This window comes from Mesorhizobium sp. M2A.F.Ca.ET.042.01.1.1, assembly GCF_003997405.1.
Classification (GTDB): domain Bacteria; phylum Pseudomonadota; class Alphaproteobacteria; order Rhizobiales; family Rhizobiaceae; genus Mesorhizobium.
The window spans coordinates 19,636-33,839 of record NZ_RZRX01000042.1; the positions used below are offsets into that span (position 1 = coordinate 19,636).

The window sequence follows — 14,204 nt, forward strand, 5'->3', positions numbered from 1 at the left end:
GCGGAGACCCGAGGATCCATTCCGTGACCTTGGCCGAGGGATGCAGCGGAGCAGAATTCTGCACCGTAGCAACGCCTTAGCGTAACGGAATGGATTCTATGGTCTGCGCGCGTCGCTTCGCTCCTTGCTCCGCCATAGAATGACGAGGTTGGGAGGCTCAAGCCAATTCCGGACGTTGCGGTGATCACCGAAACAATGGTGCCCTACTTGCCGCCGCGATGCCCCTACCAAGGATCATCTCGGAAGCCTTCTGCCCGATCATCATGCTTGGTGCGTTGGTGTTGCCGCCGATCAGCTTCGGCATGACGGAGGCATCCGCGACGCGAAGCCCGTCCACGCCGCGAACCTTCAGCGTAGAGGGATCGACGACGGCCATGTCGTCCGTTCCCATCTTGCAGGTCCCGACCGGGTGATAGACGGTCAGTGCCTCGGCGCGCAGATAGGCGAGGATCTCGTCGTCGCTGCTTATATCCTGGCCCGGAAGCATCTCCTTGCCGCGCACCGCGTCGAATTCGGGCGAGGCAAAAATCCGGCGCGCCATCTTGATGCCCTCGACCAGCACCATGGCGTCGTCCTCATGCGTGAAGAAACGGTGGTCGATCAGAACATCCCGGCGAGCACTGTCCCGCGACAGCCTGATCTCGCCCACGCTTTTCGGCCTGAGCACGCAGGTGTGGATGGCGTAGCCGTGACCGTATTCGATCAGCCTGCCGCGATGACTGCGATATCCGGGCACGAAGTGGAACTGGATGTCGGGAAGCCCGTTCGCGTACCTGGTCTTGGCGAAGCCGCCGGCCTCGACATAGTTGGTGGTGAGCATGCCCTTGCGGCGCGCGAAATACTGGAAGGGCGCGGCGGTGATGCGGGGCAGGTTGGCGAGCGACAAGCCAAGCGTCCAGGTGCTCCTGGAGCGCACGGTGATCATGCCGTCGACATGGTCCTGCAGGTTCTTGCCGACGCCCGGCAAGTCGAGGACCGGCGTGATGCCGATCTGCCGCAACTCGGCCGCCGGACCGATGCCGGAGGCCATCAGGATCCTGGGCGAGTTGATGGCGCCGGCCGAAAGCACGATCTCGCGGTTGGCCGAGAACGTCTTCTGCTGGCCCTCATGCCGCACGCGAATCCCCGTCGCACGCCCTTCGGCGATGACGAGGTCGATCACCTCGCATTGGCTGAGCAATGTCAGGTTCCTGCGACCGAGCACCGGACGCATGAAGGCGCTGAAGCTGCTGAAGCGCTGGCCGCGATCCTGGGTGACATTGTAGATGCCGAGGCCGAACTGGCTTTCGGCATTGAAGTCGGTGTTGGCGGGCAGGTCGGCGTTCTTGCCGGCCTTGACGAACATGCTTGAAAGCACGTTCGGATCGCGCGGATTGTCGACCAGCAGTTCGCCGCTGGTGCCGTGATAGCGCGGGTCCTGGCCGAGCAGGTTGCGCTCAAGCTTCCTGAACACGGGCAGCACGTCGCGATAGGCCCAGCCGGCGCAGCCGAGTCCGGCCCATTCGTCATAGTCCTCGGCGGCGCCGCGGACATAGACCATCGAGTTGATCGAGCTCGATCCGCCCAGCGCCTTGCCGCGGTTGACCGGAATGCTGCGGTTGTTGAGGTGCGGCTGCGGCACGCCGACGAAACAATAGTCGTAATTGGGATTGCCGTAGAGCGAGAGGATGCCGGCCGGCACCTTGACCCGCAGGCTGTTGTCGCTGCCTCCGGCCTCGATCAGGCATACTTTGACCGACGGGTCGGCGCTCAGCCGATTGGCGACCACGCAACCGGCCGAACCGGCGCCGACGACAATGTAGTCAAAGCTCTCAGTCTGCATCCCAGCCCCTCGAGAATTCCGGAACTCTAGGTGCGTCTCTCGGCGCGAGAAATTCGGAAATGGTTACGCGTGACTTCGGAGATTCGTTATGGGCCCGCGCTGGTACGTGCTGCTACTTGTGAGCGCCAGAAGCGGTCGGATGGCGCAGCCAGTCTGCATCCACCATGGCCCAGGTCGGTTTCATCCCGCGCGGCGGAAGCCGTCGGATAATCAAAAAAGGACTGAGCATGTCGGTTGAGACGATAGACACGCTTGTCGTTGGCGGCGGCCAGGCGGGGGTGGCCATGAGCGAGCACCTGAGCAAATGCGGGGTGCCCCATTTCGTCCTCGAGCGCGGCCGGATTGCCGAGCGCTGGCGCTCGCAGCGCTGGGATTCGCTGGTCGCCAACGGCCCGGCCTGGCACGACCGGTTCCCGGGCATGGAGTTTCCGGTGACAGGACCCGACGGCTTCCCGCCCAAGGAGGAGGTCGCCAACTATTTCGTCGCCTACGCAAAGCAGATCAACGCGCCGATCCGCTGCGGCGTCGAGGTCAAGCTCGTGCAGAGGAATATCGGCCGTCCGGGATTTCGCGTCGAGACGTCGGATGGCGTGATCGAGGCCAACAGCGTCGTTGCCGCGACCGGGCCTTTCCAGGTCCCCGTCATCCCCTCTCTCGTTCCTGCCGATGCCGGCCTCTTGCAAATCCACTCCAGCGCCTACCGCAATCCGGCGCAACTGCCGAAGGGCGCGGTGCTGGTGGTCGGCGCGGGATCCTCGGGCGTGCAGATTGCCGATGAGCTGCAGCGCGCCGGGAGGCGCGTTTATCTCTCGGTCGGCGCGCATGATCGTCCGCCGCGCTCCTATCGCGGGCGCGACTTCTGCTGGTGGCTAGGCGTGCTCGGCAAATGGGACCTCGAGACCCCGGGGCCTGGCACGGAACATGTCACGATCGCGGTCAGCGGCGCGCGCGGCGGCGAGACAATCGACTTCCGCCGCTTGGCCGCGCGGGGGCTTACGCTGGTCGGCATGACCAAGGCGTACCAGGATGGTGTGATGAGTTTCGCGCCGGATCTTGCAAAGAACATTGCCCGCGGCGACGCCAATTTGATTTCGCTGCTGGACGAAGCCGACGCCTATGTCGCGCGCAACGGCCTCGACCTGCCGGAAGAGCCTGCTCTCCGCAAAATCGACCCCGATCCGGACTGCGTGACCAATCCGATCCTTAATCTCGATCTTGCCGAAGCCGGCGTGGCGACGATCATCTGGGCGACGGGCTTCGCCGTTGACTACAGCTGGCTGAAGGTCGATGCCTTCGACGAGAAGGGCCGGCCAAGGCATCAGCGCGGCGTTTCGGTCGAGCCTGGTATCTATTTCCTGGGCCTGCCCTGGCAGTCGCGCAGGGGGTCGAGCTTCATCTGGGGCGTCTGGCACGATGCCAAGCATGTGGCAGACCGTATTTCGACGCAGCGCAAGTATCTGGCCTACCATGCCGCCGCCAAGCGCGAGCCTGTGGACGCCTGACCAACGCTGCGAGCCCGACATCTCATGGAGACCAAGATGGCGCATACGCGAATCCGCAAATTCAACACCAAGGAAACCTATCCCGAGCAGAAGCTCGACAACGATCTCTGCCAAGCGGTCGTCACGCGCGGCGGCCGCACCGTCTATTTGCGGGGACAGTGCCCGCAGGATCTCGACACGGCCAAGAACATCGACAGCCACGATCCGGCCGAGCAGACGCACAAGGTCATGCAGAACATCAGGCAGCTCATCGAGGAGTGCGGCGGCACGATGGAGCATCTGGTGAAGGTGGTGGTCTACATCACCGACGTCCGCCATCGCGAGGCTGTCTATCGCACGATGGGCGAATACATCAAGGGCGTGCATCCGGTTTCGACCGGCCTGGTAGTGTCGGCGCTGGCGCGGCCGGAATGGCTGGTCGAGATCGACGGCACGGCCGTGATCCCGGACTGAGCGCGATGACCTTTTCCATCGTTGCGCGCTGCAAGCGGACAGGCATGTTTGGGGTGGCGGTGTCGTCGTCGTCTCCCGCGGTCGCGGCGCGTTGCGCCTATGCGCAGGCCGGCGTCGGCGCGGTCGCCAGCCAGAACGTCACCGATCCGACGCTCGGGGTCCGGGCGCTGGAGCTGATGGCGCGCGGCGCCTCCGCTGCCGAGGCCGTCGCGATCATCAAGCGCACGGCTGCCTTCAGCGAATACCGGCAGGTGCTGGCGGTCGACGCGGCCGGCGGCAGCGCGATCCACTCGGGGCCCAAAGCGCTCGGCATCTGGGCCGAGGCGCGCGGCGAGGACGTCGCCTGCGGCGGCAATTTGCTTGCGAATGGCGGCATCCCGCAAGCCATGGTCGATGCCTTCCTCGCTTCCGAGGGCCATCTCGGCGACCGGCTGATCGCCACGATGGGCGCCGCGCTCAAGGCGGGCGGCGAAGCGGGACCTGTCCGCTCCGCCGGCATGAAGCTGGTGCGCGATGTGTCCTGGCCCGTCGCCGACCTGCGCTGCGACTGGACCGAGGCGTGTCCGATCGAGCAACTGGCAACGCTGTGGGAGATCTACAAACCGCAGCTCGATGCCTACGTCACCCGCGCCCTCAATCCGTCCGATGCGCCGAGCTACGGCGTGCCCGGCGACGAGTAGTCCGACCAGTTCCGGAGTCGGCATACGAAACCCGGCGACCCGCTCGACCCGGCATCCAGATTGGGTGCGATGGTCGATGCGCGGTGTGCCGCGAACGTCGTGCGTTCTGAATACCGCCTGAATCAAGTCCCGAGCGGCCGTGACTTGATCGCCGGGTGCAAACCGGCAACATAGGACCATGCCGCTCCGTTTCACGCTCAGACAGCTCGAATATTTCGTCGCCGTTGGCGAAGCCGGTTCGATCGCCAAGGCGGCCGAGCAGGTGAATGTCTCGCCGCCCTCGATTTCGGCATCGATCGCCCAGCTCGAAGCGGAGTTCGGTGTCCAGCTCTTCGTGCGCAAGCACTCGCATGCGCTGGCGCTCACCGCGGGCGGGCGCCTGTTCCTCAAGGAAGCCGCGCGGCTGCTCAACGATGCCGACGCGCTGCACGACATTGCCGGTGATATCGCCGAAAAGGTGCGCGGACCGCTGGCGGTCGGCTGCCTGCTGACTTTCGCGCAGATCGTGCTGCCGGCGCTGCGCAAAAAGTTCGAGGACGCCTATCCGGATGTGCGCGTCCGGCAATTCGAGCGCAACCAGGGGCAATTGTTCGAGATGCTGCAGCGTGGCGAAATAGATGCCGCGCTGACTTACGATCTCGAACTTTCGCAGGACATGACGTTCGAGCCGCTGATGCAATTGCCAGCCTATGTGATGCTGCCGGCCGCGCATCGCCTGGCCGGGAGGGCGGGCATCACGCCCGAGGAACTTGTCGATGAGCCGATGGTGCTGCTCGATCTGCCCTACAGCCGCGAATATTTTCTCTCGGCGTTCCAAGGCCTGCGGCCCAGGATCGCTGAGCGCACCGGCGACATCGCCGTGATGCGCTCGATGGTCGCCAACGGCTTCGGCTACGGCATCGCCAATATGCGGCCGCTCAACGCCATGTCGCCGGACGGCAAATTGCTGGTCTTCGTGCCCCTGCTGGGCGACATCAGGCCGCTGACCATGGGCATTGCGCTGCCCAATGCCGAGCATCGAACGCTGACGGTGCAGGCTTTCATCGACCATTGCCGCCGCTTCGTCGTCGAGCAAGGCGTCTTCGGCACCGAGCGCATCGTCAAGTGAGATTCACGGCCAGCCGTCGGTGAGCCGCGACAGCAGTCGCTCCAGCGTCTCGTCGCAACGCCGCAATTGCTCGACGCTGACATATTCGTCCGGCTTGTGTCCCTGCGCCATCGAGCCCGGACCGCAGACGACGGAAGGCGTGCCGAGATCGCGGCTGAACAATCCGCCTTCCGTGCCGAAGGCAACCTTCATGGTATCGTTGGCGCCGGTCAGCGATTTGACGAACGCGACCGCTTCCGAAGCGGCCGGCGTGTCGAGGCCCGGATAGGTGTTGGTGATCTCGATGTCGATTGCCGCTTCGGGGGCGATCGAAGCGGCCTCCGCGGCAATGCGTGCGGCCGCACTGCGCAGCCTGTCGAGGATGCCCATGGCACCGTCGGCGGCGACGTTGCGGATCTCGAAATCGACTTCGCAAAGGTTGGGCACGATGTTGAGTGCGACGCCGGCATTGATCTTGCCGACATGCACGGTCGTGTAGGGAATGTCGTAGTCGCCGTCGCGGACGCCGTCGCGGGCGAGTCGCTCCTGCTCATCGCGCAAGGCGCGCACGAAATCGCAACCGAGATGGATGGCGTTGAGCGCCAGCGGGGCGAGAGCGGAGTGGCCTTCGCGTCCCCTGCAGACGGCGCGCGCCGCGAGCTTGCCCTTGTGCCCCGTCGCCACCTGCATGTTGGTCGGCTCGCCGACCATGCAGAGCAGCGGACGTCGAGGCGCCGCGCTCAGCATCTCGATCAGGTCGCGCACGCCGAGGCAGCCGACCTCCTCGTCATAGGAGAGCGCCAGATGCAAGGGCGTGCGCAGCGCCATCTTCGAGGCCTTGAGGCAGGCGGCGAGCGCTGAAGCCACGAACCCCTTCATGTCCGCGGCGCCGCGCCCGTAGAGCCTGCCGTCGCGCTCAGTCATCGCGAAGGGCGGCAGCGTCCAGTTCTGGCCATCGACGGGAACGACGTCGGTATGGCCGGACAGCATGATGCCGGGCCTGTCGGCCGGACCGATGGTGGCAAAGAGGTTGGCCTTGTGGCCGTCGGCGCTGTGGATGAGCTGGCTGGCTATGCCGCTCGTTTCGAGCAGGTCAGCCACACAGCTGATGAGGTCGAGGTTCGACTCGCGGCTCACTGTCGGGAAGGCTATCAGTCGTTCGAGGATATCGATGCTGCCCATGTGTCTTGTCCCGTTGCCGCAACCGGCTGTCTACATCGGGCGATGCCCGCCCTGAAGTCGCATTTGGCTCAGCTTCGATTCATTGCAGCCTAATCCCGGCGACGCGAGATTAGGCATGTCCTAACCCGCGCAGAAGAATTCCGTAGTTTTCCCGCGCCGGCGCCAACTTATGAGTAGTCTCCGGAGCATCGGCAGCGCCAGCCGACGGGAAGGGAGTTCCATGCGCGACCCACGCTACGACATTCTGTTCGAGCCGATGAAGATCGGTCCGGTGACCGCCAAGAACCGCTTCTATCAGGTTCCGCATTGCAATGGCGGCGGTTACCGCGATCCGTCGGCCGCGGCCGAGATGCGCCGCATGAAGTCCGAGGGCGGATGGGGCGTCATCTTCACCGAGCAGACGGAGATGCACCACACCTCGGAGATCACGCCCTTCATCGAGCTCCGGCTGTGGGACGACGCCGACATTCCGGCTTTGGCCAAGATGGCGAAAGCCATGCACGAATATGGCGCGCTCGCCGGCGTCCAGCTCGCCTATTCCGGCATCAATGGCCCCAACCTCTACACCAAGGAGGTTCCGCGCGGGCCGTCGGCTTTGCCGATCCGCACCTTCACCAACGATCCGGTGCAGGCGCGCGCCATGGACAGAGAGGATATCCGCGACCTGCGCCGCTGGCACCGCAACGCTTTCAAGCGCGCCAGGCAGGCGGGTTTCGACCTTGTGTGCCTCTACGGCGCGCACGGCTTCGGCATCATCCAGCATTTCCTGTCCACCGCCACCAACCAGCGCAGCGACGAATATGGCGGCTCGCTGGAAAACCGCTCGCGGCTGATGCGCGAGTTGATCGAGGAAGGTCGGGACGCGATCGGCGACACTTGCGGCCTGACGCTCAGGCTGTCGCTGGACGAGATGATCGGCGAGCTTGGCTTCGCCAATTCGGAAGTCCGCGACATGATCGAGATGCATGCTGAGCTGCCTGATCTCTGGGACCTCGCCCACGGCGCCTGGGAGGATTGCTCGGGACCCTCGCGCTTCAAGGAAGAGGCGGCGCAGGAGAGCCTCGTCTCCGGCATCAAGAAGCTGACCTCGAAGCCGGTCGTCGGCGTCGGCCGCTTCACCTCGCCGGATGTGATGGTGCGGATGATCAAATCGGGCACGCTCGACTTCATCGGCTGCGCGCGCCCATCGATCGCCGATCCCTTCCTGCCGAGGAAAGTCGAGGAGGGCCGCATCGAGGACATACGCGAGTGCATCGGCTGCAACATCTGCATCACCGGCGACATGACGATGTCGATCTCGCGCTGCACGCAGAACCCGACCTTCATGGAAGAATGGCGCAAGGGCTGGCATCCGGAGCGCATGCAGGCCAAGGGCGACAGCGACAGCGTGCTGATCGTCGGCGCCGGGCCCGCCGGGCTGGAGGCCGCCCGCGCGCTCGGCCTGCGCGGCTACCAGGTGGCGATTGCCGAAGCCGGCACCGCGCTTGGCGGACGCGTGGCGCGCGAGTGCCTGCTGCCGGGCCTGTCGGCCTGGGGCAGGGTGCGCGACTATCGAGAGTATCAACTCAGTCAGATGCCGAATGTCGACATCTATTTCGAAAGCCGGCTGTCGGCGGACGACATCCTGTCCTTCGGCTTTCAGAATGTCGCCGTCGCCACCGGATCGACCTGGCGGCGCGACGGCGTGGCACGCGCCCATGTCGTGCCGATGCCGATCGACGCCGCCATGCCGGTCTACACGCCCGACGATCTGATGGGCGGCAAGGCGCCGTCCGGCAGCGTCGTGCTGTTCGACGACGACCACTATTACATGGGCGGAGTTCTTGCCGAACTGATGGCGCGGCAGGGCGCCAAGGTGACCCTGGTGACGCCATCGGCCTATGTGTCGGACTGGACCCGCAACACGCTGGAGCAGGGCGCCATCCACCGCCGCCTGGCGGAGCTGGGGGTTGACATCGTGCTCAACAGGACGGTCACGGGCATCACTTCAGGCAGCGTCGTTACGGCCTGCGTCTACACCGGCGCGCGGCAGGAACTGGTGGCCGATGCCGTCGTCCTGGTCACGTCGCGCAACCAGGACGACGCCGTCTGGCGCGAGCTGAAGGCCCGCGAAAACGAATGGGCCGACAACGGCATCCGTTCGATTAAGGTCATCGGCGACGCCGAGGCGCCGGGACCCATCGCCTGGGCGACCTATGCCGGCCACCGCTTCGCCCGCGAGCTGGACGAGCCCGATATCGGTGACGCGCTGCCTTTCCGGCGTGAGGTGGCGGCGCTGGCGGCGAATTAGAGCCGGTTCAGCTCAATCACACGTCGTCGCGGCCTTGAGCGCTTCGGCACGGGAGGGCGCGGGCAAGGCGCCTATCCGTCGAACAGAGGCGTAGAACCGCGGATAGTCGCCCGAGCACAAGTCGAACAGGTGAAGGAACGCCGGGACCTCTTCGCCGTAGACGGCAGTCGCGGCGAGTTTCGCGTTGTTGATTGGGCTGTCGAACCAGGCGTCGTACCCACGGTATCCGGCCCAGTGCTTGTCGCGCATCTGCCGGTAGCGCATCCGCAGCCTGTCGATCGCGGCGGCCTTGGCGGCCGCCATCTGCTCCGGGCCACGGGGGCTCCCGTAGACCTGTTTCAGCTCGTCCCGGGTCTTGGATATCAGCCCGAGAAAATCCGCCTTGCGCTTGCGATCGGCTTCGTAGCTGCGCAATCCGGCGCGATTGCCGGTGGCGCGCAGCCATTTCCTCGTGCCGGTGGTTTCGACGGTGACCGCGAAAGCCTCGTTGAACGCGGAGTCGCCGTTCACATAGACTTTCTGATGCGCCAGCTCATGGAAGATAAGGCTGGCGAGATAGGTGTCGTTCTGGCGCAGCATGGTGCTGAGCAGCGGGTCGTTGAACCAGCCCAGCGTGGAATAGGCCGTGATGCCTGTCACATAGACGTCCAGCCCTTGCCGCTGCAGCGCGGCGGCATTTTCGAGCGCGTCCTTGCGTGAAAAATAGCCTTTGTAGGGAACGCAGCCGAAGACCGGAAAGCACCATGTTACCGGCGCGAGCGAGAATTGCGGCGCGGCAAAGACCGCCAAGGTCACATCGTTGCGGCCGACATCGACATAGCTGCGGTAGCTGCTGTTGTCGGGCAGCGCCAGTTCTTCCGTGGCGAAGCGGCGTATGGCGCTGGCCGATGTCAGCTTGACGCGCAATGGCTCCGGCGTCGACGGATCACGGATCAGTTTCGCAACATTCTTGCGCGCGGCCATTATCTCGACATGGCCCTCCAGCGATTGCGCATAGTAGGAAATGCTGGTGCATCCGGTCGCGCCGAACGCCACGATCGCAGCAGCAAGCAATCGAAAACCGAGCTTCAAAGCTTGCCCACCGCCTGCTCATCTCCTCGGGAGCAAATGTCCCTTGATCCCGAGTCTCAAACAGGCGCACCTGTTTTCGTCAAGACCTGGAGCGGGCGACGCGGCGCTTGCCCCCGGTCAAGACTTGACGATTTCCGTCACGCAGTGAACGTAGTCCATGCGATGACCTTCTGGAGCTTGCGCGACGTCGGCTTCATAGGCGCCGTAGAAATCGTCGATAATCGCGGAGCGTTCGCTTGGCGGTCGGGCGGGATCGAGCGCGTTGGCGAAAACGGTCTCGGACCAGGAGCGCAGCGTCGGCACATAGGCCCGGGCGAAATCCTTCGCATTGCGATGGGTCCGGAACGCCTCGGCATAGGGGCAGGGTGTCACCATGGTGAATATCGTCTCCAGCCTTAGCCCGGCTTGCGACACAGGCGAAGCGGGATCGCGGAAGGGTGCCGCGAACTCGTCGGGTGTCTTGTAGAACTGCTGGAACGTCGCGTTGACATACTCCGTCTCGCTGATCCGCCCTACGCGAAGCAGGTCCCGCCAATGGCGGGCGAAACTGTCGAACATGTCGGCACCCGTCGTATGTCCGAGATAGCGGCCTTCCTCGTCGACGCAGAAATTGGCCAGCGCAAGTCGCCCGCCTGATCGCAATTCACGCGCCCTGGCAAGCAGGATCGTCTCCCAGTCGCGCAGCGCCTGGGCGCGGAACTGCTCGCGCTCGGCATTGCTTGCACCGACCGCCTGGACGTGGTCGGCAATCATGCACGGCCGCTTGCTGATCCAATGCATCGCGGTGGCGGAGAAGCCGAACGACAGCGAATCGTCCGGCAGGATCTGGCGGTAGAAGCTGGTGCCGCTGCCGAAGATGTAAAGCCCGGGCGTCTCGGCCAGCGGCGCTTCGGTGGAGGTTCCAAGAAGGCCTTGGCTGAGTCGGAACAAGGTCGAGAAATCATTGTGAGGCAGGTCGGTGTAGGTGATCGATATCGCCCGGTCCGGTTCCCTCTCCCGAACGGCGCCGATCAGCCGTCGCATCATGTCCATGGAAGTGCCCCCGTCGGCGGCGCCGAAATCGGCGATGGCGAAGGGCAGGCCGTCGGCCAGCCGGGGCATCCTGGCGACAGCCTCGACGACGAGATCGCCGACCTTGTCGATGACATATTTGGCGCCGACGGTGTTGGCCGAGTAGTAGCCTGCGCCACGCATGGCGATCTTCTGGCCGTCGGCTGCGCTCATCTTTTTCTCCCCTTGTTATTCATCATCCACCCGGCCGCCGCCGGCACCACGCAGGCGCGATCTTTCGCTTTCCGGCACATAGGTCCTGGCGGCGAAGGAATTGAGCGCCGCAAGCGTCCGGTCGTCGATCGCACCGCGCCGGCCTGTGGCTGGCTGCTCGGTTTCGGCGCGGTTGTCGATGACGACATCGGCGCGCGTCGCCAACCCCGCGGGCCGCGCTACGCGCATGGCCGAGCGGCGCAGCATGGCGTCGAGCCAGACCGGCAGGCCGACATCCAGGATCGTCAGCGGCATAGCGCTCGCCGGAAGCGGTTCGTCGAGCAGCAGGGCCGCCGTCCGGATGGGACAAAGCGGCCCTCCAATCGCGACGTCAGTCTGGCCGCTCCGCCAGCGCGCCGCGCGGGCAGGACTGGGCGGCTCGAAGGATTGTGCGTGTTCAGCAAGGCTCAGCATGGCCTGGCCCCATTTGTCGTCCTCGACCGCGATCCGGCGCGCCGCGCGGCCGACATCCTCGGCCAATCCCCATGAAAATCCGGCGCCCCTGGCCGCCTTGGCGCTCAGCGTTTCCACCTCGTTGAGCGACAGGTCGATCACGCGGCCTCTCCCGCCATCGTGGAGACATCCTCGATCAGCGGCTCGCCGCTGAACAGCGCGATGCGCAGCCAGCGGTCGGAGCGGGGATCGAAACTGCGCGCGCCGAAGAACGCCAGCTTGGCGCGCAATATGTCGACGGGCCGCAATTCAGCGCCGATCAGGTTGTCGTGGATCTCGGCGTAGGGAAATTTGGCGACGATCTGGGCTCGTCGCACCGCATGGCGCCACTCGGGCCAGCGCAGCAGGAAATCGGCGACACTGGCCGAGGCCGGCGCCTTTGCCAGAGCGGCCGCCAGGCCAAGCGCGTCGCGCGCGGTGGCCAGAGGTTGCTCAAGCTCGGCGCCATCCTCCTCGAAGCGCTCGCCAAGCCGAGGCTCTAGCTTTTCCGCCGACACATACCAGAAGCGCGCGCTGGCGGACGGCTCAGCGAAGTCGATTGCCATCGCCCAGGAATAGCAGTCGAGGAGCGCCTGGCGCAGCGAGCCGCAGTCCATGCCGCCTTCGATGGCATGGCCGGGCGTCTCGTCGGCCTTCATCGTGTCGCCGAGCTCGTCGATCAAGGCGCCGTGCGGTTCGAGGATAAGGGAGACGCAGGCTTCCTGCCCCTCCAGCGAGAAGTGATCTTCAGCGAAGCGATAGAGCGCATCCCAAGGCCGCGGCTTCGTCAGAAGCCGATCGAGGTTTTCCGCCAGCGCGCCCAGGTCGGCGGCCAACATTCGGGTTGCCGTGGCCTGGCGGTTGTCGTCGCTGTGCCAGCGGGCAACGCGCCGGCGCAGATCGGCGAGCGCTTTCGAGAAGGCGTCTCGTTCCGCCGCGCCGCCATGTGGTTCGGCGCGCACCCGCGCCAGCGCGGTTTCGCGGGCCAGGAACCAGCTATGCGTCAACAGCGGATGGCGCACGAGGAAGGGCGCCATGCCGAGTCCGGTCGCGTTGCCCACGCCAAGCGCCCGGCGCAACTCCGGCGCCAGCCTCGCCGCGCCGGCCGGGTTGCGCCGACGGGCAATGTGATCGACGAGGTCGAAAGTGAAGGACCGGATCAGCCAGACAGTGAGCATTTCAGCCTGGAAGGATCCGGCAAGCTCCGGCCGTGAGGATATGTCGTCGCGATCCGCGATGCCGAACTTGCCGTTGCCGTAGACCGCCGTGGTGCGAAGCAGATAGCCGACGCCGAGCAACTGCTCCTCATCCGGCTGTTGTCCCCGGGCCAGCGCCGTGGCGACTTCCTTGAACAGCCGCACACTCTTGTTGGCGCGCGCCAGCACCAGTTCGCTTCTGGTGTAGCGGCCCGCCTCCTGCAGCGGCGCATTTGCCTCCAACCGCGCAATGTCGGCGACGTCCGGCAAGCCGTCATAAAGCACGTAACTCGTGTCCCAGGCCTGCGCGATCACCCGGTCCGAGCGCTTCTCGTCATCGAGCGGCGTCGAGAACGCGACCAGGCTGTAGGTCCTTACCGGCGTCTCGACCGCATAGACCACGCGCCCGAACCCCTTGTCGTCGAGGTCGAACAGGTGCTTGCGGACACGCCATTTCTCCCTGGCGGCGCGGCGGATCAGCTGGCGCAGGAAGCTGAGCCGCGTCGGATGCGCCGCGCCAAGCCGCTGCAGCCGCATGACGACCTCCGGCGGGCGCAGCGCGATCGCCGTCATGCGGCGGTCCCGGCGAGTTTTTCCAGCGTGGCGAGCGTCTCGGCCGCCACCTCGATGCCTTGGGCATTGCTCTCGCGCGCGCCGAAGCGCCTCGTGCCGGGAAGCCGCGCTTCGCGGATGAAGGCGCCGGCGACGGTTTCCAGATTGCCGGCGAACGCGCCGCCCGACGTGGCCTCGGGCGAGACCGCCAGGAAGAACTGGCCGGTTCCGGGTGGCCCTCCGGCCGTGCCGGAGAAGGGGCTGGCGACAAGCCCTGGATTTGCCCCGGTCAGGCATGCGGCAAAGATCTCCACCAGCAATGCGGAGCCGACGCCCTTGTAGCCGCCCGCCGGCGCCATGGTGCCCTTCAACGCTTCGCCTGCGTCGGTCGTCGTCTCGCCGCTCGCATCGAAGGCCCAGCCGGGCGGGATCGGTTCGCCGGCGCGGGCCCGCTTGATGACCTCGCTCTTGGCGACGACGCTGGCGCTCTGGTCGATGACGAAGCGCGCGCCGCCTTGTCCGTCCGGGACCGCGAGCGACCAGGGATTGGTGCCCATTGCCGCCTTGCGGCCGCCCCAAGGCGCGATCGAGGCCGGCGCGTTGGTGAAACCCAGCCCGACCAGGCCGTCCCGGGCGATGCGCTCGGCTATCACACCGAGCGCATCGCCCGGGAC

12 protein-coding genes are annotated in these 14,204 nt (G+C 65.5%); 5 read left to right on the forward strand and 7 right to left on the reverse strand.

The genetic code is table 11. From position 1 onward, the window contains the following. Nucleotides 1–184 precede the first annotated feature (184 nt). Nucleotides 185–1,822, reverse strand: coding sequence for a GMC family oxidoreductase N-terminal domain-containing protein (locus EOA23_RS09140; protein WP_127303688.1), 1,638 nt, complete (start codon nucleotides 1,820–1,822; stop codon nucleotides 185–187). A gap of 227 nt (nucleotides 1,823–2,049) precedes the next feature. Between EOA23_RS09140 and EOA23_RS09145 the strand changes: the two genes are divergently transcribed. The 4 genes from EOA23_RS09145 (at nucleotide 2,050) to EOA23_RS09160 (ending at nucleotide 5,565) form a co-directional block, all read left to right on the forward strand. Beyond that, nucleotides 2,050–3,324 (forward strand): NAD(P)/FAD-dependent oxidoreductase, encoded by a 1,275-nt coding sequence (locus EOA23_RS09145; RefSeq protein ID WP_127303689.1) that lies wholly within the window; start codon nucleotides 2,050–2,052, stop codon nucleotides 3,322–3,324. A gap of 36 nt (nucleotides 3,325–3,360) precedes the next feature. Continuing rightward, a complete protein-coding gene (locus EOA23_RS09150) occupies nucleotides 3,361–3,777 on the forward strand; it encodes a RidA family protein (protein ID WP_042647582.1) in 417 nt (138 codons plus the stop codon). A gap of 5 nt (nucleotides 3,778–3,782) precedes the next feature. Then, on the forward strand, nucleotides 3,783–4,457 hold the full coding sequence (locus EOA23_RS09155) for a DUF1028 domain-containing protein (protein ID WP_127303690.1): 675 nt from the start codon (nucleotides 3,783–3,785) through the stop codon (nucleotides 4,455–4,457). A 178-nt stretch (nucleotides 4,458–4,635) separates the two neighbouring features. Then, a complete protein-coding gene (locus tag EOA23_RS09160; RefSeq protein WP_042647500.1) occupies nucleotides 4,636–5,565 on the forward strand; it encodes a LysR family transcriptional regulator in 930 nt (309 codons plus the stop codon). Between the two features lie 3 nt (nucleotides 5,566–5,568). On the opposite strand, the gene argE is transcribed toward EOA23_RS09160, so the two are convergent. Then, nucleotides 5,569–6,726: an acetylornithine deacetylase gene (argE, locus tag EOA23_RS09165; RefSeq protein WP_127303691.1), complete on the reverse strand. Its 1,158-nt coding sequence runs from the start codon at nucleotides 6,724–6,726 to the stop codon at nucleotides 5,569–5,571. A gap of 220 nt (nucleotides 6,727–6,946) precedes the next feature. Here argE and EOA23_RS09170 point away from each other — a divergent pair, with 220 nt between their 5' ends. After that, nucleotides 6,947–9,016 carry an NAD(P)-binding protein gene (locus EOA23_RS09170; protein ID WP_127303692.1) on the forward strand — a complete coding sequence of 690 codons (2,070 nt, stop codon included), beginning with the start codon at nucleotides 6,947–6,949 and terminating at the stop codon, nucleotides 9,014–9,016. A gap of 12 nt (nucleotides 9,017–9,028) precedes the next feature. Here the strand turns inward: EOA23_RS09170 and EOA23_RS09175 are convergent, their stop codons facing one another. From EOA23_RS09175 to EOA23_RS09195, 5 genes are all read right to left on the reverse strand, one after another. Beyond that, complete coding sequence (locus EOA23_RS09175) at nucleotides 9,029–10,069, reverse strand: aminopeptidase (RefSeq protein WP_245474091.1); 1,041 nt, start codon at nucleotides 10,067–10,069, stop codon at nucleotides 9,029–9,031. 135 nt (nucleotides 10,070–10,204) lie between these two features. Next, nucleotides 10,205–11,311: an SAM-dependent methyltransferase gene (locus EOA23_RS09180; RefSeq protein ID WP_126059901.1), complete on the reverse strand. Its 1,107-nt coding sequence runs from the start codon at nucleotides 11,309–11,311 to the stop codon at nucleotides 10,205–10,207. Between the two features lie 15 nt (nucleotides 11,312–11,326). Beyond that, nucleotides 11,327–11,905: a DUF3726 domain-containing protein gene (locus EOA23_RS09185; protein WP_189341557.1), complete on the reverse strand. Its 579-nt coding sequence runs from the start codon at nucleotides 11,903–11,905 to the stop codon at nucleotides 11,327–11,329. Beyond that, complete coding sequence (locus EOA23_RS09190; RefSeq protein ID WP_127303695.1) at nucleotides 11,902–13,551, reverse strand: hypothetical protein; 1,650 nt, start codon at nucleotides 13,549–13,551, stop codon at nucleotides 11,902–11,904. Before EOA23_RS09190 ends, EOA23_RS09185 begins: the two co-directional genes overlap by 4 nt. Further along, nucleotides 13,548–14,204: Ldh family oxidoreductase (locus EOA23_RS09195; protein WP_145966411.1), on the reverse strand; the 657-nt coding region annotated here is incomplete at its 5' end. The genes EOA23_RS09190 and EOA23_RS09195, both read right to left, overlap by 4 nt.